Here is a 24,878-nt window from a genome sequence, read left to right on the forward strand (position 1 = left end):
CGATTCCAATTACGCCAAATCTGACGATGCCCAATATATTGACTCTGAAACAGGATATATTGAAAAAAAGCGGGAGTATTCTAGTCCAGTAACTCAAACCACTAGAATACCCAATAAAAATATCGAAAATACAAATGAGCTAACTGAAGCGGCTTTTTTAGAAGGAATAGACGATATTCGTAGGCAATTCGATCATGTTGATTTGGCTGAAAACGCTAAACAAATTGATGTGCAGGTTATGCTTGGGACAACAGTTGCTTTCACTGCTGGTTTTGTAAGTTGGATTTTACGGGGTGGAGCCTTATTGACGAGTTTCATGTCGACGGTTCCATTGATAAATCGCTTTGATCCAGTTCCCATTTTGAGGGCATCAAAAAATGCAATTCGCGTAGCCGGTAAAAAAACTTCCGAAGCCAATGTGAACAATAAAACTCAGAATGAAATGGACTCCAATTCTTCTTTGTAAAACAGGCTGATTTATACTGGGAGGTAATCGAAGTTTTCAAAAACAGCCTAACATTAGGCATGTTTTCAAAGAAGTATTATTACCTGGTTTCCCACATTTCTGGATCGCGTTAATGATAAGCTCCATTTTTTAGAAGATTAACACTTTACGCGTGTGGATATGAATGAAATGCCCAATCTCTCCAGCCAAAATAGGCAATGTAGGCATAACAAAACACGGGAATAATGAAAGCAAGATGTAAACCGAAACGGTCGGCAAACAAGCCTTGTATAACCGGAAGGATAGCCCCGCCGACGATTGCCGAACACAAAATTCCAGAACCTTGACCGGTATGTTTCCCTAGACCTTTTAAGGCTAAGGCAAAAATGGTAGGGAACATGATGGAATTAAAGAAACCAACTGCCAGAATTGTCGACATGGCAACAGAACCGGTGGAGAAAATAGTCGTTACCACTAACAAACCCGCTGTTACCGCATTAAACGTGAGCACCTTTCCCGGTTGTACTTTCTGCATCACAACTGCACCGATAAAGCGGCCAACCATTGCACCTCCCCAATAAAAGGATACATATTTGGCGGCTATAGAGGGCGTTAATCCTGTGATTGCCGGGTCGGACAAAAAACTAACCAGAAAACTACCGATGGATACCTCGGCGCCTACATAAACAAAAATACCGATGGCACCTAATACCAAGCGCGAGTAATGCCAAGCGCTCGGTTTAGGTTTCCCAGGATATTGATCTTCTAAAACTTCACCATGAACTTCCTGGCCTTTAACAACAGGCAGTTTGACGAAGGCGAAAATACCTGATACTGCAAACAACATTGCCGCCAGCAAAAGGTAAGGATGCTGCACCGCTGTGGCTTCCAGAGCCTGATACTTAGAAAGCGCATCTATAGATAACAACTTCATTTCATCGGGCGTTTTAACTGACGTAGCAAGGATAAAAAATGCACCGAAATAAGGTGCAAGCGTTGTCCCTAGGGAATTAAAAGCCTGGGTCAGGGTTAAGCGGCTGGAAGCGGTTTCCGGTTTTCCCAACAGGGTCATATAAGGATTGGCAGCTACCTGTAATAAGGTTATGCCGACTGCCAATACAAAAACGGCCGATAAAAACAAGGGGTATAATCTTAGCGCAGCAGCGGGATAAAAAAGCAGGCAGCCGGTTCCGGCAATCGCCAAACCAGTAACGATGCCGCGTTTGTAACCGATTTTGTCTACCAGATAACCGCTAGGCACGGAAACCAGAAAATAGGCCGCAAAAAAACAGGACTGGATTAGCATGGCCTGTGCATAATTCAGGGTAAATACTGCTTTTAAATGCGGAATCAGAATATCATTTAAACAGGTGATAAAACCCCAGATAAAAAATAATGAAGTTAACAGCGCCAATGCGCCAAAATTGGAGGAATGTACGGGATGGATAGGTAGGTGCTGGGGATTGTTCATTTGGAATGGGCTTTATTCGGTGACCCAAAAATTGGCGGTTTCATTACCGACCATGACCCTAAACTCCCCAGGCTCGACAACCCGCTTTAAATCGACGCCGATGAAGGATAAATCGTACGGCGACAAGGTAAACGATAATTTCTTGGCTTCCCCTGGCTCCAGTTCGACTTTTTGAAAGGCTTTCAGTTGCTTGTTCGGCCTGGTTACGGAAGCGGCAACATCATGGATATATAATAGGACTGTCTCCTTACCTAAGCGTGTGCCGATGTTGCTGACGTTAACGGTGACTGTGACATTTTCGTCCCACTTGATTTGTTCCTTATCCACTGCCAATCCGTCGGTTGCAAACGTGGTATAGCTTAAGCCATGGCCGAACGGAAAGAGCGGGTTGTATACATTCCCTTCGAAAGACTCCATCGGTTTGTGGTCGTACAAAGTGATTCCGTTGGTGTTTCTAGGGTAGGTGATCGGCAACTTTCCGTCCGGGTTATAGTCGCCGTAAATGATATCGGCAATCGCTTCCCCGCCTTCCATACCCGGCAAAAAGCCCAGGATAACGCCGGCGGCTTGGTTGGCTATTGAGGTAATAATGCGCGGACGACCGCCCAAGGTCAGCAATATTACTGGCTTTCCGGTGTTAATGGCGGCTTCGGCCAGTTCCATTTGCGTAGGTTCGAGCGCCAAGGTTTCAATGTTCCCAACCGTTTCGGTATAGGGCTGCTCACCCAGGCAGAGCAAAACAACATCGTGGTGTTTGGCTTCGGCAACCACTTTGTCGATAGCCTTTTCATCAGCCCTGACATCGCCGTTAAGGTAAGTAATTTTGCCTAGGGATTTTTTCTGTAAGGCCTTTAATACCGTCAATTTGTCTTGCGGATACAGTTCTTCCGCATGGCCTTGCCAAGTGATCGTCCAGCCGCCGTTCATCACGCTTAACAGGTCGGCGGTCGGCCCCGTCACCAGGATATTTGCTTCTTTCTTGACCGGCAGGATTTGGTTGGAATTTTTCGCAAGGATGATCGATTCGCGCGCCGCCTGCCGATTGATTGCGGTGGCTTCGGGAGTTGCAAAATTACTCTCTACTGGTAATTGTTTGCGGTCGTGTTCAAATAAACCGGCCTGATATTTGACAGTCAATATCCTCCTTACTGCCTCATCGATCCTTGACATCGGTACTTCGCCGGATTGAGCCAACTCAAGCAACAAGCCGTAAAACGAAAAATCGAAGGGCACCATGCTCATGTCGACACCGGCCATCACCGCAATTTTTACCGCATCCTTGGGTGATGCGGCGAGCTTGTCACGGGTGTAAAGCCGTTTGATATCTTCCCAATCGGACACCACGAAGCCCTTAAAGCCCATTTCATCCCGCAAAATCGTAGTGAGGTAATGGTAATTGGCATGACCGGGAATACCGTCGACTTCTGCTGAATTGACCATCACCGTCGGTGAGCCTGCCTTAACCCCGGCTTCGAACGTGGGCAGGAAGTATTCACGTAACATCCTTTCGCCGATCCAGGCGGGCGTCCGATCCTTGCCGTTGATGGGAAAACTATACCCGACATAATGTTTCAGGCAGGTAGGTACTTTTGTCGGTTCAGAAAAGTTATCGCCCTGATGGCCTTTAATGTAAGCCGTACCCATAGCGGTCGCCAAATGTACGTCCTCGCCATAGGTTTCCCATAGACGCGGCCACAGCGGTTGGCGACCGATATCCATCACAGGGGCGAAATTCCAGTGCTGGCCGGATGCGCGGACTTCCCGCGCAGTGATTTCGCCTTCTTTAAAGCTCAATTCAGTATTGAAAGTGGCAGCCATGTTAATGGCTTGGGGAAACAACACGGCATTTTTGGTGTAAGTTGCCCCGTGGATTGCATCAATCCCATAGATCACCGGAATTTTCAACCGGGTCTTTGCGCTAACACCCTCAACCTCTTGCATCATATGCCGCCAAGTTTCAATCGGCTGCGCTTTATTATGCGGCGTGGAAGGGCAGTTAAGGATAGAACCGACATGGTGTTTGATAACAGCTTCTTCCAGTTTTTCGCTATCAATCGGATGCTTTGCATCTTGCGCCTCGAAAACACCAACCATCGAAAAATCTATCTGGGTCATCTGGCCTACTTTTTCTTCTAAGGTCATTTGCGACAACAGGTGTTTAACCTGGGTGGAGACAGTGTTTTCTTCCAAATGGGTTTCTTTTGTTTTCATGTAACACCCCAGCAAGTGGAATATAGTAATAAATAAGAAAATATATCGAATTGGCATAGTTTTTTTTGTTAATCGGGACTGTATTGTGCCAAACAGGATGTTCGAAGGGAATTAGATAAGTTATAACTCAAAACTTGTGGTCAATGGCCGCAAAATGATAGCTTCTACTGATGATTTATAATGATCCAGGAACTAGGAATTTAGAGCCTATTGAAAAGGGTGTAACCGTTGTAGGAAACGGTCAGCTGAATTTAGGTGATACGTCATCACGCAGGCCAACCTAAGGCCTTCCTTAAAATTCTACGAACGCATGTCTCTCGTGAGAAAAGAGATTATCGGAATATTTCAGCTATCTTAATTCATTACCATTAAGCTTTACATCATTCATGCGACCAAATAAAAGATAATGACGCTGCCTTATGGCCGGTTACCGTCACTTTCTTTGATATTGCCTGTCCATCGAGACGAGCTTTTATGTAGTAACTTCCGGGTTTCAGGTTAACAAGCATAAACGGCCCTAAGGATACGGCTTGCAAATAGGCATTCCCTTTTTTGTCAAATATTGCGACCTCTATATCGCTAAGATACTCCCCTGAACTTAAGGCGAACAAAAGATGTAAATTATAATTAGGCTTGAGGGCCCGCATGGCATCGACTTCGTCCAGCCCAACCCCGCCACTTACAAAAGTAATATCGCCTTGAACTTGTGGTTGCACTGCAGTCGATTCCGCGAAAACGGCGAAACCGTTTAGCAATGTAACAATAAATAAGATAATTTGAAATTGCGTTTTCATGATTAGTCTCTCCTGTCATTTAAATTCGGCAAAGTAACGAACGAATATATAAATTTTGCTTACCCAATACAGTATAAAAAATCTTTTTTCAAATCAGATTAAGCTTGTAGAACCATTCCAAGTCGGCTTGTTGCTAGGCCATAGTTTAAAATCTGTTTTTCTATTTTGTTCTTCAGTTTAATGTATTTCAAATAATTTTCAATTACTTATATTTTTATTTAGTACTTCTTACACTTGAATTTGGTCGGATTAATGCATCAATTTTATGTATGGTCGTGATGCCTTCACCATTTCTAGTTTGGTGAGGGTTGATGTGTCTTGTGGTCGATATGTCGAGGGCATTCCAGTTCCTCTCCACAATTTTAGAAATATCGATGACAGGGGGCTGCAACCACTCCGCACCATGAATGCCCCACGACGCTGGGATTTATATGCCCGAATGAGTTCGTTGGCTGCAAACATGCCAAGTAATTCAAAACCACAAATATCAAATCTATTTAAATTTTGGCATGAATTTACCCCAGGAGTCTGTTCGCTATCGAACATAAAGATGCTTTTATCACTGCATTTATAAGAAGCAAACAACCGGTAAAACTATGGCAATAACTGGCTACGTAAAGAAATTGAATTTATCCCAAACTAAACTTATGAAAGGTATTTATTTCAGAGATAATTGGGTCGAATTGGGAACTTTTGGGCTAGCAGACCCTTTACCCTGGGAAACAGCGTTTACATTTACCAGTAGCATTCTCTATCTTATTGATATTAAGGCATACGTATTGTTATTTGATGGAAAAATCTCGCCGAATAGTGGAAAATCTTGAAAGCTGTTTTCTGTCTTATCGGTCTACCGATTAATTTATAAACTGTGGCAAAGTGAATATAATGTACCCGCTAACCCAAATATCGTTCCCCTGGGTTGGTATATGCTATTCATTGTCGATAACAGCGGAATCCCACCGTTGTCCGCCACTTTGGGGCAAGATCAATTCATCAACGTGTTATCATAGCGTATATCGGATGGCGTTTTCAAAACAACAGGTACTCCACATCCTGAACATTATCCTTTAAATTAATTCGAGGTATATTTGCAAAAGGTCATTTTGGTTTTTTTTCATCGTAAATACGGTATTCCAATAAGCGCCAGTGATCCCATAAAATACTAAAATGGACAGGCGAATCCTCAACCGATTATTGACAGGTTACATTTTCCTCGGTGTTGTTATTATCCTGTTTGCAATTATCAAAATAGTCCAACAAGAAATCACGACTTCAAGATACCAAGCGCATTACCTTTCCGACATCGCTAGGCAATTAAGTTTTAAGCTTAATCCCGGCCCTAGCAAAACCATACGCTATCCAAGCTATGGGCCTTATGACCAGCGTCTGGGCTATACCCTGATTCCAGATTCCATTGCCCGATTGGAAAAAGCTGGGTTCGGCATCACCGCCCAGGCATCGTCATCGCCTATGATGGATAAACTGGCAGCTTATGGCTTATTCCCCATCTATCAAGAAAAAACCAGGGCGGGCTTGTGCATTGTTGACCAAACCGATAAGGCTATTTTCAGTACGGTTTACCCTGGCCGTGGCTACCCCGACTTCAAGTCAATTCCGCCTTTAGTCCTGCAAACCCTGTTGTTCATTGAAAACAGGGAATTGCTTGACGACCGGAATCCCACCCTGAATCCTGCCGTTGAATGGGATCGCTTCGGCTTTGCTGCACTGCAAATGATGGCGAACAAACTCGGCTTTACCGACAGCGTCCCAGGCGGCAGCACCTTAGCGACACAGATCGAGAAGTATCGGCATTCCGCCAATGGCTACACCAATTCCGTCATCGACAAAGTCCGCCAGATGGTAAGTGCATCCCTACGCGCTTACTTGCTTGGTCCGGACACTCGTGAAATGCGGCGGCAAATTGTGCTTGCTTACCTGAATTCCATGCCGCTATCCGCTACACCTAAAACGGGTGAAGTGCATGGCTTGGGAGATGGTTTGGCGGCCTGGTTTGGCGCAGATTTCAATGAGGTCAACACGCTGCTTAACCCTAGCGCCTTTAAATCGCATGAAGGAATTACCCCACAGCAAGCAACCGCCTTTCGGCAAGTATTGACCACCTTGTTGTCGCAAAGACGACCTTCCTACTTGCTGGATAAGGGTTACCCAGACTTGCAAAAGCTGGCTGACAGTTACCTTCGGCTTATGGCTAACCAAGGCTTTATCACGTCGGCATTGCGCGATGCCGCCCTCAAGGTAAAAAACATAAGGCCAGTAACCTCTGTCCTAAGCCCTAACGTTTTTATTGCAGGCAAGAAAACTCAATCCATCTTGCGTACCCGCCTTGCCAAAACGCTGGGCATCAAATCAAACTATGAATTGGATCGCCTGGATTTGACGGTAAAAACGACCCTCGACTATGACTTGCAACAAGCTGTCAGCACAGCCCTGCATGGCCTGAACGACCCTGACAATGCGCGTATAGCGGGCATTTTAGGTTTCCGCATGCTGGACAGCAATATCGACCTAGCACCGATCATTTACAGCTTGATGTTATTTGAAAAAAGCCCGGCGGGTAATCTCTTGAGAGTCCAAACGGACAGCTTTGACCAACCCCTGGACATCAACGAAGGCATCCGCTTGGATTTAGGATCTACCTCTAAATTGCGGACGATGGTACATTATCTGGAGTTGATTGCTGAACTCTACCAGCAGTATCAAGGCAGGCAATCCGAAGAACTCAAGCGCATTCCCCTGCATCCCCGTGATTACCTGTCTACTTGGGTGCTGGAAAAACTGCGCTTAAACCCGGTTATTAATCTTGAAGATTTGTTGAATGAAGCACTGGACAGGAAATATTCCGCCAGCCCTAATGAATATTTTTTTACGGGCGGCGGCCTGCATCATTTCAACAATTTCGACAAATCCGAAAACAGCCAGATCAAGTCAGTGCGGCATGCATTACGCGATTCGACCAACCTCGTCTTTATCCGCCTGATGCGCGATGTCGTCTATCACCACCTTTACAAACCGGATGGCATTGCACGTTGGCTGGACGATACCGCCAATCCTAAACGCAAGGAATATTTGGAACGCTTCGCTAACCAAGAAGGCCGCGCTTATTTGCGGCGGTTTTTTGCGAATTACCAAGGCAAAACACCGGAAGAAGCGATGCAATTGCTGGTCGCAAAAGTCCAGCCTAAAGTTTCGCGTTACTCCATGCTCTACCGGTCAATCTATCCAGGCCATGATGAAAACCAGTTTTCCCTTTTCCTGAAATCCCATATCAAAGGGACGGATTTAGTTGACGAGGACATTTACGGGCTGTACGACAAATATTCGATTGAGAAATTTAACCTCCAAGACCAAGGCTACATCACCAAGGTCCACCCACTGGAATTATGGCTGGTACGCTATTTGACAGCAAACCCGAAAGCCAATTTGGATGCCGTACTGGCGGCCAGTTACGAACAGCGCCAAGAAGTCTACCGATGGTTGCTCAAAAGCAAGCGCAAAAACTCCCAACAACGGCGCATCATGACCTTGTTGGAAGAAGAAGCTTTTAAGGAAATCCACAAGGCATGGCAACGTGTGGGCTACCCATTCAACCGATTGACGCCGTCATACGGCTCATCCATCGGCGCGTCGGGAGATCGACCAGCTGCCTTGGCAGAACTCATGGGTGTCTTGCAAAATGACGGAGTTCGGATGCCCTCTGTCCGGTTCAGCAGCTTACATTTTGCATCAAACACCCCTTATGAAACGATTCTGGATAAGCTGCCGGGACAGGGTGTACGCATCTTTCCGCATGAAGTTGCACGGGTTGCTCGTGTTGCCTTGTCAGGCGTGGTCGAAGGGGGGACTGCCTCCCGCCTACGCGGGATTTATACGGATAGCAGCGGCAAGCCATTAATTGTCGGAGGCAAAACCGGGACGGGCGACCATCGCAAACAAGTGTGGGGTGAACGGGGCCATCTACTGGAATCGAAATTTATCAGCCGTGCCGCCACTTTCGTCTTTTTCCTGGGGGAGCGATTTTTTGGTGTCATTACCGCTTATGTCGAGGGCCCCGATACCAGTCGTTACCACTTCACCAGTTCATTGCCCGTGCAGATTATCAAATACCTTAAGCCTACGCTTTCACCTCTGTTGAATAAAAAAACAGGGGATAAAAGGCCATGATTTCGTATGTGGCGTTTACCAGGCCTAGGAATCAGATTGGTATAACCTCAATTTAAGTATTCACGTGAAACTAATTTTAAAATTAAGCCTATCGGTCATGAGCTTTTGCACTTATTGGACTGGCGGGAGCATTTGAGCAGAAACTTACGGTTTTCGCCATCAGTTTCCAACTCATAACCGTAAGTTTGTGTACTGATCTCCAATCAAAACTGAAGTTAAAGTCGGCCTTCTTCAATAGCTTTGTAATAAGTGCGCCGACCTATGCCTACCTCAGAAACCGCTTTGCTAACACTTGTGCCATTATCGACGAGCTTTTGCACTTGCTGTAGCTTGGCTTCGTTAATTGGCTTACGGCCTTTGTATTTACCATCCGCTTTAGCGATATTAATGCCTTCCCGTTGACGTTCCAACATAATACCCCTTTCAAATTCAGCAATAGCGGCCAGCATGGTGAGCATCAATTGCCCGGTTGGGGATTTAGTGTCCAAATTGATATTAAGAACTTCAAAGTCAGTGCCTTTCTTTTTTATCTCTTCGGCAATACCCAACAAATCCTTGGTTGATCGTGCTAACCGATCCAGTTTTGTCACCGTAAAAGATTAGATCACTTAAGGTAACCTGGGTTCGGGATAAGAAAATTACTTAAGTCAATGTTTTTGCGAAGCTTAAATAGTGTTATTCCGGCATGGATGCCGGAATAACACTGTGTTCCAAAGAAAACCTTATCCCGAACCCAGGTTAAAAGGTAACAGCGAATTGAGAAAATTTTGACAAATAAAATTATGTGTATATACTCCTATATAAAATCACTTCGAGTTTAAATATGTCCGATATAACTGAATCGCAACAAATGCCAGATTTTCTGTGTTGCGTGGATTGCATAGGGTTCAATCTCCGTAAGGCCACCCGGGCAATAACCCAATTTTATGATGAAATGTTACGCCCGGCAGGTATTCGTGTAACCCAATATTCATTGCTTGTGGCTTTAAAGATCGTCGGGCCTGTGTTGGTGACAGATTTGGCCGAGAAAATTGTCATGGATCGCACAACCTTAAGCCGTAATTTGGAAGTGATGGAAAAGCAGGGGCTTGTTAATGTTGCCCCCGGTGAAGACCGTCGTACGCGTTGGGTGACGATTACCGAGCCAGGTTCTGCCGTCCTGTTAGAGGCCTACCCACTGTGGCAGCAAGCACAAGCCAAGATCAGGGAAAGTATGGGCGAAGAGCGCTTACAGGTTTTAATGGCGGACTTGTCCGCGTTGATAGATGTAGCGCAAGCAAGATAATTTTTTTAGCAAATATGTGTATATACACTAATAAGGAGGTAACCGTGAACAAGAGAATTAAATTCGATAACAAAGTCGTAATCGTGACCGGCGTGTCATCTGGCATCGGGCGTGTAGCAGCGGAAAAGTTTGCCCAGCGGGGATGCCAAGTGTTCGGTACGGTGCGTAGTATCGCCAAAGCAGAGCCAATCCCTGGAGTAAGGTTCGTCGAAATGGATGTTCGCGACGATGCTTCCGTTCAACGGGGAATCCAATCCGTTATCGATGAGGCAAATCGCATCGATGTGCTCGTCAATAACGCGGGAATGATGATGCTAGGCGCGGTAGAGGAAACATCGCTTCCTGAAGCTGCATCGCTGTTCGACACCAATGTGTTTGGGATACTTCGTATAACCAAAGCGGTGCTTCCCTCTATGCGAGCGCAGAACTCTGGAAGAATCATCAATATTAGCTCGGTGCTCGGTTTTCTTCCGGCTCCCTATCTGGGTATTTATGCCGCATCCAAGCACGCTGTCGAGGGACTGTCTGAATCGCTCGACCATGAGGTACGCCAATTCGGAATCCGCGTAGTACTCGTCGAACCAGCATTCACCAAGACAAATCTGGACGCTAATTCACCACAGGCAGCTTCATTAATCCCGACCTATGAAAATGAGCGCGGTAACGTGTCGAAGGCAATAAATAAGAACGTCAATAGTGCCCCAGAGCCAGATGGTGTGGCAGATACGATAATAGATGCCGCTTTAGGTAAATGGAGAATGCGACACCAACCTAAAGGTCAAGCGTTTTTATTGAGTAAATTACGGCGTTTTTTGCCCGTTAATCTGGTGGATTCAAGTTTGCGTAAAGATTTTGGCCTAAATTGAATGTTTTCCCTGAATCCTCAAGCACTAGGCGATGAGTGGAGCAAGCTGGAGATATTCGAAAATGAAAGCTGGACTATTTTTTAATTTGAAAAGTGTATCTACATCTTTATAGGATGATTTATGGCTACGTGTAATAAATTTCGTTTGTTCAAACCTTTGGTGTTTCTGTTCTTGTTTGTATCCCTGTTGATCGGGTGTTCCAGCCAAGACCAGGAAGTCAAATTACCTCCCCGTCCGGTAAAAGTATTTCGGGTTGGCAATGCCAGCAAAGGGAATATTACATCTTACGCAGGAGAGGTTCGGGCACGTTTTGAAACAGCATTGTCCTTTCGGGTGACGGGTAAGATACTGGCAAGGCCTGTCGAAATTGGGGATCGTGTCCACAAGGGACAACTATTGGCAAAGCTGGATACCAATGATTTTCGTTTATCGGTAGAGTCAATCAAAGCGCAACTCAAGTCAGCAGTCGCCGACCGAGATTTTACCAAGGATGATTTGACACGTTACCGGGAATTGTTAGACCAAAAGGTTATCAGTAACCCCGATTTTGATCGTCACCAAACAGCCTACACCAATGCACAAGAACGGGTTACCGCACTCGAAGCCCAGTTGAAACAAACCATAAACCAACTGGATTACACGGAATTATCAGCCGACCGCGATGGTGTTATCACCGCTTTGGAAGTTGATAAAGGACAGGTTATCGCCGCTGGCCAGCCGGTAGCCAAACTGGCGCAACTTGACGAAAAAGAAATTCACTTCGACATACCTGAGCAGCGTATCTCTGAAATCAAAAACCATCAGATAGTGGCTGTCACCTTGTTGTCAGATAACGAGCGTAAATTCAATGCCAAAATTCGTGAAATAAGTGCTTCTGCTGATCCCGCTAGCCGTACTTACCGAGCTAAAGCAATATTGCTGGATGGGCAGGGAGAGGCGCATCTGGGTATGACCGCAACGGTGTGGGTTGCTTCGGATAACGCTGAACGTATCGCCGTGCCGCTTTCAGCCGTGTTCACTTCCCAGGCTCAGCCAAAACAGCAGCAAGTGTGGCTAATCGATGAAGCCACTAGTACAGTCAAAGCCGTGCCGGTTCAATTGAGAACCGCATTACCGGGCGAACTTGTTTCAATTGAAGGTCTTCAGGCCGGACAATTGATAGTCAGCGCGGGGGTGCAGCGTTTAAAGGAAAGTCAGGCCGTACGCTTGTCAGAGTCACTTCCGCTGACATTGAAAAATCAGGGCATTGAAAGTTCAGGAAAACAGCCATGAAGCATTTCAATTTAAGCGAGTGGGCGCTGGAACATCGTGCTTTCACGGGTTTTGTCATGGTGTTGCTGTTGCTGGGAGGGATATTTGCCTATTTCACCCTGGAACAACGGGAAGACCCGAAATTTACTTTTCGGTTAATGGTGGTTAAAACCCTGTATCCTGGTGCAACAGCACTTGAAGTCGAAAACCAGGTAACCGATAGGCTGGAAAAAAAACTACAGGAACTGCCAAACTTGGACTATGTCCGCAGTTATTCAAAGCCTGGCGAATCCGTCATTGTCGTTACGCCACGGGAAGACATTCCCGCTACCGAAATTGCCTATCTTTGGTATCAAGTACGCAAAAAGATTGCCGACATAAAACTATCCATGCCGCCCGGTGTGATCGGGCCTTTTTTCAACGACGAGTTCGGCGATACCTATAGTTTACTGTATGCCTTCTCCGGTGAAGGCTTTAGTTATGCGGAACTTAAGGACATTGTTGATTCGGCACGGCAACAAATTCTGCGCGTAAAAGATGTTGAAAAAGTCGATCTCATCGGCGTGCAGGATGAAAAGATTTATGTCGAATTTTCCGACAAGAAGTTAGCTGAATTGGGATTGGATGTGGCATCGGTTGCCCAGGTTCTGCAAACGCAAAATGGCATGGTACCGGCAGGAACGGTAATTACCCCACAACAGAATCTGCCTATTCGGCTTACCGGTTCATTCGATTCGGTAGCCAGTGTTGCGAACCTTCCGATCCGTATCGAAGGGCGAACCTTCAGGGTGAGTGATTTTGCCAGGGTAACCCGAGGCTACGTTGATCCTGCCGAATTCAAAATGCGGTTCAATGGCAAGGATGTCATCGGCCTGGGAGTCACCATGAGCAAAAAAGGTGATGTATTGGCCTTGGGCAAATTGCTTGAAGGTACCATGGCTTCTATCGAAGGAAGCCTACCCATTGGCGTTGATATTGAGAAAGCGGCCGACCAATCCAAGGTGGTCAATACCGCTATCGGCGAATTTTTGCGTACTTTCTGGGAAGCGTTGGCGGCGGTGCTGTTAGTTAGTTTTTTAAGCCTTGGTATGCGGGCAGGCTCGGTCGTCGCCCTGACAGTGCCGATTGTGCTGGCTGGGACATTGCTCTGTATGCTGCTGTTCGGTTTGGAAATTCATCGTATCTCTTTGGGTGCGCTCATTCTCGCCTTGGGATTGCTGGTGGACGATGCCATGATTGCCATTGAAATGATGGCACGAAAACTCGAAGATGGCTGGGATCGAATGCGTGCCGCAACCTATGCTTACCGGGTTACCGCATTTCCCATGCTGACCGGAACATTGATTACGGTTGCAGGGTTTTTGCCAGTGGGCTTGGCGAAATCGTCAGCAGGCGAATATACCGTTGCTATATTCCAGGTGGTCGGGATTTCTCTTATTCTCTCCTGGCTAGGCGCAGTGGTATTCACGCCCTACCTGGGCTATTTAATTCTCAAGGTTAAAGTTAACACTGCCCAAACCAGCCACGATCATTTTGCCACCCCTTTCTATAATCGTCTGCGCCACTGGGTAGATTACTGTCTGGAGCACCGTAAAACAATCATCATTGCCACCATCGCTCTTTTCGGTGTGGGTGTGATGACATTGACTAAGGTCCCGCAGCAATTTTTCCCGTTATCGAATCGGCCGGAACTGATCATCGATCTATGGCTTCCGGAAGGCAGCGCCTTAGCGCAAACTGAAACCGTTGCCAAGCGGATGGAAGCTATTCTCGCCAAAGACAAAGAAATAGTTAACTATGCGACCTATATTGGAGGCGGCACGCCACGATTTTTTTTACTCATTGTTCAACAGCTGACCAATACCAATCTGGCTGAATTCGTTTTAGTGACTAAGGACAATACTGCCCGTGAACGGGTCATGCAACGGATCAGGCAGACATTAGCCACCAATTTTCCGGAAGTGCGTGGGCGTGTGATGCGCCTCAACGTCGGGCCGCCCATGGATTATCCCGTCGTATTCCGGGTTTTTGGTGAAGATGCCCGTAGGGTCAGGATGATCGCCGATCAAGTGGCCGAGGTTGTCCGGGCTAACGCAAATACTGTAGACGTGAATGATGACTGGCATGAACGCATACCGTCAGTCCGCCTGGTTGTAGATCAGGAGAAAGCCCGTGTGCTTGGGGTTTCGACCGCTAGCCTTTCTCAAGCATTGCAGGCTCATTACACCGGTATTCCGGTTGGCCAGTTCCGTGAGGATGATAAATTAATCGATATTGTCTGGCGGGCGGAGCATCAGTTACGCATAGGTGTAGATGAGTTGCCCAATATCAATGTACCGACAAGCCAAGGCAAATCGGTTTCCTTGTCGCAATTGGTCACCACCGAAACTGTCTTTGAAGATGGCGTACGTTGGCGGCGAAACCGTTTTCCAGCAGTATCGGTACGTGCCGATGTTGTAGAAGGTATGTTAGCCCCAGATGTTGCCGCACAGATTGTTCCAAAATTGGAAGCTATTCAAAAACAACTGCCATCCGGCTATTTTATCGAGACCGGTGCGGCAAAAGAAGATGCCTGGACTGCCCAAAAATCGATTCTGATCTGGATTCCCTTGGTAGTCATTGCCACACTTATCTTATTAATGATGCAGTTGCAGAATTTGTCACGAACCTTTCTGGTGTTTATGACTGCGCCGCTGGGCGTGATTGGTGCGGCGTTTGCCCTCATGCTATTCGGCGCACCTTTCGGCTTTGTTGCTTTATTAGGGATTATTGCCCTCGCTGGGATGATTATGCGTAATGCTGTCATTCTGGTGGATCAGATCGAGCAGGACGAAAAAGCAGGCATGGATACCTGGACGGCTATCGTCGAATCGACGGTTCGACGTTTCCGACCCATTTTATTGACTGCCGCCGCAGCTATTCTAGCCATGATACCGCTCTCCCGTAACGACTTCTTCGGTCCCCAAGCCATCGCCATTATGGGTGGCTTGACGGTTGCTACGGTGCTGACAGTGTTTTTTCTGCCTGCACTGTATGCCGCTTGGTTCAAGGTGCAGCGGGTTCAGCCTGAAATTGACACAAGAATAAACATCGAGAATCCTGAACTGGGATATTCCCATGAATAAATTCATTTCAATATTATTTGCACTATTAACAATCACTATCTTGAACGCCTGCATGCCAACTAGGGTAAGCGATCAGGTGAAACTGGCTGATATGAATAGTTGGCATCATGCCCCCACCGATCTAATCAACGTAACACCCACAGATTTAAAGTCATGGTGGAAAGGTTTCCAAGATCCCCTGCTCAATGAATTGATCACTAAAGCTGTGAACGCTAATCACGACCTTAAGATTGCTAAAGCGCGAGTTCGAGAAGCCGAAACTATAATTACCATTGCCGAATCGGCGCTATATCCCAGTATCGACTTGTACTCATCTGGCGGCCGGGAAAAAAAGATCGACCGGATAATCGGTGTACCCGGCAAACAGGGAATTGAGCTGAAAACACCGACTGCCGATACCATCAGTGGCGGATTGGCTGCGCGCTGGGAAATCGATTTATTCGGCGGTAGACACCTCGAAGCAGAGGCCGCTATCGCCCAATCGGCAGGAATTGAAGAGGCTTTACGTGCCGTCCAAGTAGGTTTATTGGCGCAAGTCGCCACGAATTATCTGGAGCTACAAGGTTTACAGAAGCGGATTAGCCTTCAGCAAGAAAATATTGCAGTCCAAAAGGAAAAGCTTAGGGCGTTACAGCTTTTTGCAAAGAATGGTCTTGCTACTGAAGCCGATGTTTCAAATCAGAAAACACTGGTTGGAACGACCGAATCAGCGTTGCCATTACTCACTAGCTCAGCCAAGACATTAACTCATCGAATCTGTGTGTTACTGGGCGAGACCCCGGACAAACTAGAAACCCGTTTATCTCAAGTCATATCGTTACCCGTTATGTTGCCTGAAATCCCTAAGCTTTTGCCGACGGACTTGCTATCACAGCGCCCCGACCTGCGTCTTGCCAAAACCGAGGTCACCGCCGCCGCTGCCAATCTGGGTGCTGCACGAGCCGACCTGTTCCCTAAATTAGTGTTATCGGCAAGCGGCGGTTTTGGCGCCCTGGCTGTTGGCGGTTTTTCCAGTCTTGCAGAAAGCGTTTATACGTTGGGGTCTGGCTTAACCATGCCACTATTTAATGCTGGCCGTATCCGGGCGCACATTGCAGCAGTGGATGCAAGGCTCGACCAAGCGGCATTGAACTACGAAAAAACCTTTTTGCTGGCGCTTGAAGATGTTGAAAATGCCTTTGTCGCGCATACCTCGTCTAAGGAGCGCAAAAAGCAGCTTTCGGATGCCGAAAAGTCCGCTCAAAAAGCCTACCAGGCTACTGATGCTCTATACCAACGGGGCGTAAAAGATTACTTATCCTTGCTTGATGCTCGGCGTAATACATTGACTGTCGGTGACGAGCAAATCAAGGCCGAAACCGCAATGTGTGTCTCAATCGTGTCGCTTTACCGAGCTTTCGGCGGTGGGTGGGGTAGCGGCACGGCTAGTCGAGCCGAAAATAATGGGATAGTAAGAAAAATTCCACCATCATCGACCAAAACTAAACTGTAATATCTGAATAAATTCATACAAGTTCAGCGGGAAAACAGCTTTTATGCTCTCATTTAATCAACAATCGAATCAGTTAACCTTTTATTTCAGTTTTCGCAGCCCCTATGCTTGGCTGGCTTTTTACAGGCTAAGCAAGATAGCCTCAAACTTGCCGGTGACTATTGAATACGTTCCACTATTTCCACCAAAGCCAGTTACTGGCAACCCAAGCGGGAATCCGAATAAAACTACTTATGTAGCAGAGGATATTAACCGGTTCGCGAATGCCTACGGACTTGATTTGCAATGGCCAAAACCCTTTGACACCGACTGGAAACGCCCCCACTCAAGCTTTTTATACGCCCTCGATCAAGGGCGCGCTATAGAATTTGGGCTGGCTGCATTTATGGCACGGTTTTCGGAGGGTAAGGATATCGGTCAGGATGATACGCTCGCCGGGGTTGCGGAACAATGCGGGTTGCAACCAGATTCCATCATTCAAAGTGCCGATGATAGCTTCTTTCAACGCCGGGTAATGAAGGGGGCCATTCGTGGTCAGCGAGAGGGCATCTTCGGCGTACCGTTCTTTATATATCGGGGATCCCATTATTGGGGTAATGATCGACTTGAATGGCTATTGCGAGATATTTTTACCCAGTCTGGGATTGACGTACCTAATCTGATTGACGATGCCTTTGCCCATCCATTTAAAACTAAGGTAGAGCTTCATCAATTCAAGTTTTGACAAGTATGTTGAATTGACACACCTGTGATCGATCATTTCATAATCATTAAATGTCTCTAATCATCCATTATTAAGTGAGCAAGGAGTTTGAATAACAGTTTTCAACAATCAACGAAGCCGTTAACTATGGTCACCAATGAAGGCTTCCTAATCCAACGGCAACGTTACCAGCCTATCAAACTGTTGCAGGAGTGGATCATTAAAACTGAGTATATCCTCGGTATATCACGGACAAGCCCGCGCTGGACTGTGCAACTGCAACTTAAACAAAGGCGAATACCGCCACAAGTTGCTTGAGCCTGGTGTCAAATGCGATCCTGTACTGGAATACTTCCCGAATTAGCGACATCGTGGAAGGCTTGAGAAACCAAGGGGAAACTGTGGACGACGATACGCTGGCTCATATTTCCTTGCTGCCTTACAAGCATGTTCTACCGAACGGAACATATTTTAACGAAGATGAGTTAGGGGAACCGCGCTGAATATTACGGTTATACTAAGGATAAATTATATCGAAACCGTAAGTTTCTGTTCAAATGCTCCCGCTAGTCCTTGTTCGAACAATTCCTCTTTTGACCAAGCGACAAAACCTTGCCATAGGGTTGTGCCATACAAACTTTAATTTCATTTTGCCAATGTCTGGTTTCATTCTATCGAAAACACAGAAGTCGCCAAAATTTCAGCATATACCAACAAAGTTGGGATGCAATTAGGTTCATATCGTAATTGGGATAATAGGGCGGGAGCAAATTTGGGCGATTAACCGATTTCCGCTATCAAGTTATGTAGATTTGAAGCTGTTGATTTACACTAACCGAATAATCAACAAGAATTCATTAATCTTAAAACCATGCCCAATCCTTCACCATCAACAAGCGATGATGCTTCAAAGCATATTGAACAACTGTTGGAATCGGCCAATTCGGCATCCCAGACGGTAGCGGCGCTGCACGTGGCATTCTTGGCGTTCGTCGCCTATCTGGGTGTCATTGTATGGGGTACTACACACGAAGACCTGTTGCGCATCAGCCCGGTCAAACTGCCGATCCTGGATGTGGAGTTACCGCTTACCGCATTTTATAATTTCGTTCCCTGGATGGTCGTGCTCCTGCATTTCAACCTATTGATGCAGTTGGAGTTGCTATCATGCAAATTGTGGAATCTGGATCGCGGCCTTTCCGATACAGCAGCCGGACAACAGGTGCGTGACCGTTTGTTTATCTTCCCTTTCACGCACCTCATCGCTGGGCGTTCCGAAGTCCTTTTGATACGCTGGCTGATGTCCTTGGTGGTAGGCATCTCTGTGATTGCTTTACCCTTAGCCATCCTGCTGGCGGCACAAATCCGCTTTTTGCCCTTCCACGATGAAGCCATTACCTGGTCACAACGGCTTGCAGTTTGGGTCGATGCCGCCATGTTGCTCGCCTTGTGGCCATTGATTGCATCGCCCAAAGATAGGGCTATGGAATGGTGGCAAAATGCTGGCTTTAGATTGTTAGGCTATTGGCCCGCATTGACCCAATATTATTCAGTGCTTGGTTTTAATTGGTTAGCGCGTTGGATTAATCATCTTTGGCAAGGGTTTGCAATCCGTGAATTTAGCTCTAGGCCAATACCTCAGGTCGGCACCGAACCCAAAGGCATGGTTGTCTTGCTCGCCTCAGTCCCATTAATCGTATTGCTCAGTATCATAGCCGTCATACCGGGAAGGATAACCGCACACAAATATTACAACTCGGCGGAAAAAAACCAACCCAATGACATGGCTCAAGAAGTCCCCCGTTACTTCGAAGACTGGTTAATCCGAAAAGTGCCACCATCCTGGTTGAGTGTGGCCGCCTACCAATATGATACGGTCACTTGCACTTCATTACCCCTATCAGAAAAAACGGAAGCGTCTATCCTCCAGGTTATGTTGGGGCCGTGTGCGTGGTTCAATTGGGGTCTTTTCCCTCGCAACCTAAACCTAAGGGAAACCCGGTTGATACCCAAAGAGGTTCCGTTGTCGCTATTGACCCGAGCCACTGATGCCAATAAAACCATCCGAGACGGTGCGTTCAAGGAATTCGACGGGCTCAACCTGAAAAATCGTGATCTGCGATTTGCCGATCTTTATGGGGCAGTGTTACCGAAAGCCGACCTGCGGCACGTCCAGTTACAAGGGGCTGTGTTGTTGAAAGCCAAACTCCAAGGTGTAATTGGATGGGATAAAACACAATTGCAGGGTGCGGTCTTGGGAGGCACCCAACTCCAGGGGGCTGGCCTCATTGAAGCCGATTTACGGGATGCAGACCTTCGTGGGGCTAATTTGCAGGCCGCAGACTTGGGCTGGGCTAACCTACAGAGTGCCGACCTTCGCGGTGCCGACCTGCAGGCGGCAAACCTACAAGGGGCAAAGCTGCAAGGCGCCGATCTACGTGGTGCAAAACTCCAAGGCGCAATCCTGAGAGAAGCAAACCTTCAAGGTGCTAGCTTGGACTATGCAAAACTGCAAGGCGCTGACCTAGCAAAAGCAGACATGCAGCTAGCTGTACTGCACAATACACTACAGCAGGGGGTTGACTGGACGCAAGCCAATCTTGGCGGTGTTTTTTTAGCAACTGGCTCAGCATCGGAGTGGACGGAACGTCAACAAAATGACTTGGTGGCGAATCTCAAGCCGTTAATGGATACCGAAAAATTTGTAGCATTTCAGGCGCGGATTAAAGGTGCAAGCACTGACATTAAGCCAACTATTTTGGCCAGCCGAAACGGTTGTTACAGCGACAACCACACTTTACTGGACTGTGAGTACCGTCATCCCCAGCAACTGGAAACTTACCGTTCTGGTGTGTTATTCCCAAAACTGGTTGCGCTGGCTTGCTCAGATGCGGCAATTGCCATTGGTATAGCAAGGCGTAGTGCAGATGTGTCCGATCACAATGATCCAATTTTTGGCTTGGCAGGCGCATTGTCCAAAGCTTTAAACAGCCCAACACCTTGTACCGGTTTGGTTGCATTGTCGGAACAAACCCAAGAAAACCTGTTGAAAATAGCAAGGCAACAAAAAAGCGAGCTTTAAATGTTACGTAGAATCCACAGCCAATTTTAATGCCCAAAATAGCAATGTAAGCTCAGCCCCTTAGCTTTTATGTAAAGCGATTTTTTTAAAGCAAGCTAGCGGCCACATTGACCATCAGGGCCAATATCGTCGTATTAAAGAAAAACACGATTACGCTGTGAAGTGTGACAATTCTACGGATCGTTTTGGAAATTATGTTGATATCGGCTGTTTGTGCAGCCGTCCCTATCACAAAAGAAAAATAGATAAAGTCCCAATAATCAGGCAATAGATCGTAACCTGGAAATTCCAGCCCACCATGATTATTCCTGGATCGGCAGTTGTAATACTCGTGGGCATAATGAAGTGCAAACATCGTTTGCATAAACAGCCATGTTAATAAAACAGTGACTCCTGTCAGCGTCACATGTTGTAAAGACGTACTTCCTATTTCTTTGGCAGCGGCCAGTTCCGCCATAATGGCCGCCAAACTTGCACATACTGTAAGGCCAAGGAGGATAAGCTGGCACAAGCCAGGGCAGGGCGCTTGGGCATCCCTTACACCGATTTCACGATACACGATGTCAAAAGCATAACGATTTAGTGTGGGTCTGGCTTGATAATAAATTGAATGCCTCTAGATGTTTGCGGCATTTTTGCCGATTCGATATTTGTGGCAAACCTATCGTTTATGTTAACGGTTTTGATTATGCCAATAGCGAAGGCAACACGGCTAAATGGGATTATTTTGAAATCGTAACGCCAATGATTTGCCCCATCAAGCCAAAATGGGGTCAGCGAAAACAAGTCAAGTTATTGATTTAATGGGGTGAACGACTGGGCTCGAACCCGCGACAACAGGGATCACAATTCGTTGATTACTTTTTTTATTTATTAAATATCAATGCCTTGCATCCCTAAAAGCATTTGATAATGAGTCTTACAAAGCCTAAAAAAGCCCAAATGCGTCCAAGTTTGGCACGTTTTTAGCACGTTTTGAAATTGAAAAAATGTATCAATTCTTGATTTTTAAATTGAGTCAGCATACATTTTTGCCACACAGATTCAGTTTTTTGCATAGTGTAAAAATAACACTCAAACCTTTTTCGTATCATTTTTCATACTAATAGCCATTATTAAGATACTACTTATTGATGAACTTATGTGGTTATGTTAAAAAAGACGAAAATTACCTACCACCTCACACCTATAGTGTTTAAAACTATCGAAGGCGACCGTGCAATTAGAGGTTAAGCTAATTGAAGCCATCTTGCTTGGCAATTTTGAGGAAGCTGAGCGTATAAGCGCAAAACTGCAGCCTTTGCCCAAAACCTTATTGCGCCCAATACAAAACTTAATCAAAGAAAATAACCTGCTCTAAATTTCCTCTGAACAAGAAAATAATATCAATACCTGACATTTCTAATGCTAGCCTAGCTACCTACCCTACGCCCAGTTTAATAGCTTGCCGAAAACGGATTCAGGAACTGCCTGCGCCAGAGCAGTTGCCTGTCCACTGCTTTGAGATCGGCGTTGGCGCAGACATCACCCCAATGCCGTTCGATAATGGCTTGCTGATGATTGGCTATGTCCTGCGCCTCTTCTTTTGACAACAGGAAGTTATGCGCCGTGTCCAGGCAGGTCTTAAGCTGGCTGAGGTTGTTGTATCCCGCAATCAGCATGGCCTGGGAAGCCTCGTTGCCGGTGCGGTTTTGTGGGCAGATGTCGTAAGCGGGCGTCAGTGTCAGCGCTTTGCCGTCCCAGAAGGCGGCATGGTTACGGGCATGATCGTCAGTATTGCCGCACAGGATGTTAAAGACCAGCCGCGCGAAAAATTCCCGGAGTGTTTCTTTCGGATGGGTGAAACGGTGTCTGATGATTTCAGCCAAATCTTCATAACTGGCGTAACGCGCCATCATGTCATCCAGGCCGAGCAAGGTTAAGGCCGAAACCATCGCTTTCCGCGTCCAGCCTTTGGTTGTATGGTCACGATCAAAACGTTCGATTAGCAACACATCCTTATTGGCCGCCGTCACCAGTTTTACCGGTGCGGCGTTGATCCCGGCCAGCGCCGCCAGTCGCATGGCGATAAATTCCGCTTTCACAACACTATAAAGGTCAGTGCTCGATGAAAACTTAACGACGTATTTTTTGCCATCGCTTTCTATAAGCGCCTTAGGCCGCGCCCCACCAATCGAACTGCCGTGGAATAAGGCTTGATCCAATTCGAGCGACAAGGGGAGTCCTTGTTCAACGCGCTCCGCCGATTCCAGCAATTCCTCCATACTGGCATGGTTATAAGAACGGGGGATGTATTCGGAAGGCGAACGTTGAAAATCCAATGCGCCAATCCGGTCAGAACCGGATTCCAGCAGATAGGTCAACTCTCCCAGTTCCGAGGTATCCGTCGCTTTACCCTTTTGCCCCAGTTTTTTATTGATGATGACCCGCCGTCCCCAAGCATCCGGCGCGGCATCACGGATACAACCGGGCATGCTCAAACCGGGAAGTAGCGGCAACAATCCAGGCTTGAGGGGCAGTTCCGGTTCATAAATGGGGATAGCCGGATTTTTATCATGACACCGCTCAAGATAGCTCTTACCGTAGTTGAAGTGGATACTGCCATTGTCCGCTTCCAGTTTTCCTGCCACCACGGGATCGGTTTCACCCGGCAACCAAAGCCAGACAAAGGCTCCATGCTCTTGCTTAGAAGTCATCATCCACCGCCTTGGTGGGTTTGCGCACCGATTTGGGCAGAAGCGACAGCTTGTCTTCAACCTGTCGGCGTTGCCGGGTTAGTGTGGTTTCATCGGCATCGAACAGTTTCAATCCGACCAAAGTTGCCGCTTCAAACACCACGCCGATTTCGCACTTCATGTCGCCCTTTTCGATGCGCAGCAGCAAGCCTCGGGAAATTCCGGTGCGGTCGGCCATTTCCTGCGCGGTCAGTTTCTTTTCCTTGCGGGCGGTGCGGATAAGTCCCGCTAGCAAAGCAACCGCTTCGCGGCTGTAACGGGAATAAGTACGGGTGACGGATTTGGGCATGATGTTTTGGTGTTTTACATATGTCTCATAAGGAAACTTTATGATTCATAATATAAAACAGTCTAGCATTAAACAAGCTTTTTATCAAGGATAAATGTTCTTTATAAAGAACAATAATACTAATTATGCTCTATATAAAGTATATTATTGATATTAGCGGCCTATTAACATCAACCCATCACCGAGTTGGCAACTCGACTAAATACCATAGACTCCGGTCAAAAGCCAAACCTAACGATCTTATTTTGGTAAAAAACTCCAAGTTGCTTAAAATAAAAGGATTTCAAAAGGCAGAAGGGAATTAAGGGTAAAAGGGAAATTAACAATGGGAAAGGGCTTACCCGAAAAAGCAATAGAAAGCTAGCTTTGGTATTCTGCCAAAGCTAGCATGTAGGATTTGCTGCGCCTTGAAATGTCACTACACCATGAATTGTGTAACATTAGATCCCGTACCTACTGCCAAAAGTGATAATCAATGGCATTGCAGACACAAGAATAAATAGCATTTTGATGCGGCTCGAAGCCAACGGGCATGGTCTCGGCAACTGCTTCCGCGTTGCTCTAAATCCTGCACCAGTCCAGTAGTACATATTAATTTCCTAAACCGGTAAAAAATAAATTCGACCAAATAATTTGACTCTCAATAACAGCCGTTGGGCAATTTAATTTTTTGCTTCCTCTGAAGGTGACAGTCCGACCCACAAGAGACCATTGGCCTCACCATTTTAAACCTCCAAAGAAGACGTTCAATTATGAATTGTTCTAATCACAGAACGGTATTCATCTACATTTCTCAAATGATTTACGGGCGCACTCCACGATCAGTGCCCCCTGGTCGTCACTTTTCCACAGGATTTTTGTGGATTATTCACTTATTTAAATTTGAGCCTTCCCTAAACTACCGCCAAGCCTGGACTATGCCATCAACCAGGCTGATTGGTCTCAAC

The 24,878-nt window shown here is 46.5% G+C and carries 19 protein-coding genes; 12 read left to right on the forward strand and 7 right to left on the reverse strand.

Annotated features, from left to right (window positions below):
* Positions 1-466: hypothetical protein (locus MGMO_RS19950; protein ID WP_036307352.1), on the forward strand; the 466-nt coding region annotated here is incomplete at its 5' end.
* Between the two features lie 145 nt (positions 467-611).
* On the opposite strand, the gene MGMO_RS09365 is transcribed toward MGMO_RS19950, so the two are convergent.
* The 3 genes from MGMO_RS09365 to MGMO_RS09375 all read right to left on the reverse strand — a co-directional run bounded on the left by MGMO_RS09365 (position 612) and on the right by MGMO_RS09375 (position 4,921).
* Positions 612-1,916, reverse strand: a complete 1,305-nt coding sequence (locus MGMO_RS09365) for a sugar MFS transporter (protein ID WP_023494812.1) — start codon at positions 1,914-1,916, stop codon at positions 612-614.
* Positions 1,917-1,928: 12 nt separating this feature from the next.
* Positions 1,929-4,127 (reverse strand): glycoside hydrolase family 3 N-terminal domain-containing protein, encoded by a 2,199-nt coding sequence (locus MGMO_RS09370; protein WP_023494813.1) that lies wholly within the window; start codon positions 4,125-4,127, stop codon positions 1,929-1,931.
* A gap of 380 nt (positions 4,128-4,507) precedes the next feature.
* The gene (locus MGMO_RS09375; RefSeq protein ID WP_023494814.1) at positions 4,508-4,921 is read right to left on the reverse strand and encodes a hypothetical protein; all 414 of its coding nucleotides are present in this window, start codon (positions 4,919-4,921) and stop codon (positions 4,508-4,510) included.
* Positions 4,922-5,787: 866 nt separating this feature from the next.
* On the opposite strand from MGMO_RS09375, the gene MGMO_RS21105 reads away from it, so the two are divergent.
* Positions 5,788-5,931, forward strand: coding sequence for a galactose oxidase-like domain-containing protein (locus MGMO_RS21105; RefSeq protein ID WP_407656514.1), 144 nt, complete (start codon positions 5,788-5,790; stop codon positions 5,929-5,931).
* A 157-nt stretch (positions 5,932-6,088) separates the two neighbouring features.
* Complete coding sequence (locus tag MGMO_RS09385; protein ID WP_023494816.1) at positions 6,089-9,103, forward strand: transglycosylase domain-containing protein; 3,015 nt, start codon at positions 6,089-6,091, stop codon at positions 9,101-9,103.
* A gap of 215 nt (positions 9,104-9,318) precedes the next feature.
* Here the strand turns inward: MGMO_RS09385 and MGMO_RS09390 are convergent, their stop codons facing one another.
* Entirely contained in the window at positions 9,319-9,693 is a 375-nt protein-coding gene (locus tag MGMO_RS09390) for a recombinase family protein (protein WP_023494817.1), read from the reverse strand.
* Between the two features lie 233 nt (positions 9,694-9,926).
* Here MGMO_RS09390 and MGMO_RS09395 point away from each other — a divergent pair, with 233 nt between their 5' ends.
* The 8 genes from MGMO_RS09395 (at position 9,927) to MGMO_RS09430 (ending at position 20,907) form a co-directional block, all read left to right on the forward strand.
* The gene (locus tag MGMO_RS09395; protein ID WP_023494818.1) at positions 9,927-10,388 is read left to right on the forward strand and encodes a MarR family winged helix-turn-helix transcriptional regulator; all 462 of its coding nucleotides are present in this window, start codon (positions 9,927-9,929) and stop codon (positions 10,386-10,388) included.
* A gap of 44 nt (positions 10,389-10,432) precedes the next feature.
* The gene (locus MGMO_RS09400; protein WP_023494819.1) at positions 10,433-11,254 is read left to right on the forward strand and encodes an oxidoreductase; all 822 of its coding nucleotides are present in this window, start codon (positions 10,433-10,435) and stop codon (positions 11,252-11,254) included.
* A gap of 120 nt (positions 11,255-11,374) precedes the next feature.
* Entirely contained in the window at positions 11,375-12,526 is a 1,152-nt protein-coding gene (locus tag MGMO_RS09405; RefSeq protein WP_023494820.1) for an efflux RND transporter periplasmic adaptor subunit, read from the forward strand.
* Positions 12,523-15,630 (forward strand): efflux RND transporter permease subunit, encoded by a 3,108-nt coding sequence (locus MGMO_RS09410; RefSeq protein WP_023494821.1) that lies wholly within the window; start codon positions 12,523-12,525, stop codon positions 15,628-15,630. Before MGMO_RS09405 ends, MGMO_RS09410 begins: the two co-directional genes overlap by 4 nt.
* 52 nt (positions 15,631-15,682) lie before the next feature.
* Entirely contained in the window at positions 15,683-17,122 is a 1,440-nt protein-coding gene (locus MGMO_RS09415) for an efflux transporter outer membrane subunit (RefSeq protein WP_235557257.1), read from the forward strand.
* A 43-nt stretch (positions 17,123-17,165) separates the two neighbouring features.
* On the forward strand, positions 17,166-17,846 hold the full coding sequence (locus MGMO_RS09420; protein ID WP_023494823.1) for a 2-hydroxychromene-2-carboxylate isomerase: 681 nt from the start codon (positions 17,166-17,168) through the stop codon (positions 17,844-17,846).
* Between the two features lie 302 nt (positions 17,847-18,148).
* Entirely contained in the window at positions 18,149-18,328 is a 180-nt protein-coding gene (locus MGMO_RS21110) for a Tn3 family transposase (RefSeq protein ID WP_407656515.1), read from the forward strand.
* Between the two features lie 368 nt (positions 18,329-18,696).
* Positions 18,697-20,907, forward strand: a complete 2,211-nt coding sequence (locus MGMO_RS09430) for a pentapeptide repeat-containing protein (RefSeq protein WP_023494825.1) — start codon at positions 18,697-18,699, stop codon at positions 20,905-20,907.
* Between the two features lie 85 nt (positions 20,908-20,992).
* On the opposite strand, the gene MGMO_RS09435 is transcribed toward MGMO_RS09430, so the two are convergent.
* Positions 20,993-21,466 (reverse strand): DUF1345 domain-containing protein, encoded by a 474-nt coding sequence (locus tag MGMO_RS09435; protein WP_023494826.1) that lies wholly within the window; start codon positions 21,464-21,466, stop codon positions 20,993-20,995.
* Between the two features lie 657 nt (positions 21,467-22,123).
* Between MGMO_RS09435 and MGMO_RS19955 the strand changes: the two genes are divergently transcribed.
* On the forward strand, positions 22,124-22,267 hold the full coding sequence (locus MGMO_RS19955; protein ID WP_023494827.1) for a hypothetical protein: 144 nt from the start codon (positions 22,124-22,126) through the stop codon (positions 22,265-22,267).
* Between the two features lie 76 nt (positions 22,268-22,343).
* On the opposite strand, the gene MGMO_RS09445 is transcribed toward MGMO_RS19955, so the two are convergent.
* Both MGMO_RS09445 and MGMO_RS09450 read right to left on the reverse strand, forming a co-directional pair.
* Positions 22,344-23,606 (reverse strand): type II toxin-antitoxin system HipA family toxin, encoded by a 1,263-nt coding sequence (locus tag MGMO_RS09445; RefSeq protein ID WP_200922718.1) that lies wholly within the window; start codon positions 23,604-23,606, stop codon positions 22,344-22,346.
* Positions 23,593-23,931 (reverse strand): helix-turn-helix transcriptional regulator, encoded by a 339-nt coding sequence (locus tag MGMO_RS09450; RefSeq protein ID WP_023494829.1) that lies wholly within the window; start codon positions 23,929-23,931, stop codon positions 23,593-23,595. Before MGMO_RS09450 ends, MGMO_RS09445 begins: the two co-directional genes overlap by 14 nt.
* Positions 23,932-24,878 lie beyond the last annotated feature (947 nt).

Source organism: Methyloglobulus morosus KoM1, from assembly GCF_000496735.2.
GTDB lineage: Bacteria > Pseudomonadota > Gammaproteobacteria > Methylococcales > Methylomonadaceae > Methyloglobulus > Methyloglobulus morosus.

What these genes read in the sequence shown, in the direction of transcription:
- MGMO_RS09420 (WP_023494823.1), top strand. Translation starts at nt 17,166, where the DNA reads ATGCTCTCATTTAATCAACAATCGAATCAGTTAACCTTTTATTTCAGT.
- MGMO_RS09410 (WP_023494821.1), top strand. Translation starts at nt 12,523, where the DNA reads ATGAAGCATTTCAATTTAAGCGAGTGGGCGCTGGAACATCGTGCTTTC.
- MGMO_RS09415 (WP_235557257.1), top strand. Translation starts at nt 15,683, where the DNA reads ATGCCAACTAGGGTAAGCGATCAGGTGAAACTGGCTGATATGAATAGT.
- MGMO_RS09405 (WP_023494820.1), top strand. Translation starts at nt 11,375, where the DNA reads ATGGCTACGTGTAATAAATTTCGTTTGTTCAAACCTTTGGTGTTTCTG.
- MGMO_RS09365 (WP_023494812.1), bottom strand. Translation starts at nt 1,916, where the DNA reads ATGAACAATCCCCAGCACCTACCTATCCATCCCGTACATTCCTCCAAT.
- MGMO_RS09445 (WP_200922718.1), bottom strand. Translation starts at nt 23,606, where the DNA reads ATGATGACTTCTAAGCAAGAGCATGGAGCCTTTGTCTGGCTTTGGTTG.
- MGMO_RS09430 (WP_023494825.1), top strand. Translation starts at nt 18,697, where the DNA reads ATGCCCAATCCTTCACCATCAACAAGCGATGATGCTTCAAAGCATATT.
- MGMO_RS09385 (WP_023494816.1), top strand. Translation starts at nt 6,089, where the DNA reads ATGGACAGGCGAATCCTCAACCGATTATTGACAGGTTACATTTTCCTC.
- MGMO_RS09450 (WP_023494829.1), bottom strand. Translation starts at nt 23,931, where the DNA reads ATGCCCAAATCCGTCACCCGTACTTATTCCCGTTACAGCCGCGAAGCG.
- MGMO_RS09375 (WP_023494814.1), bottom strand. Translation starts at nt 4,921, where the DNA reads ATGAAAACGCAATTTCAAATTATCTTATTTATTGTTACATTGCTAAAC.
- MGMO_RS09395 (WP_023494818.1), top strand. Translation starts at nt 9,927, where the DNA reads ATGTCCGATATAACTGAATCGCAACAAATGCCAGATTTTCTGTGTTGC.
- MGMO_RS09370 (WP_023494813.1), bottom strand. Translation starts at nt 4,127, where the DNA reads ATGAAAACAAAAGAAACCCATTTGGAAGAAAACACTGTCTCCACCCAG.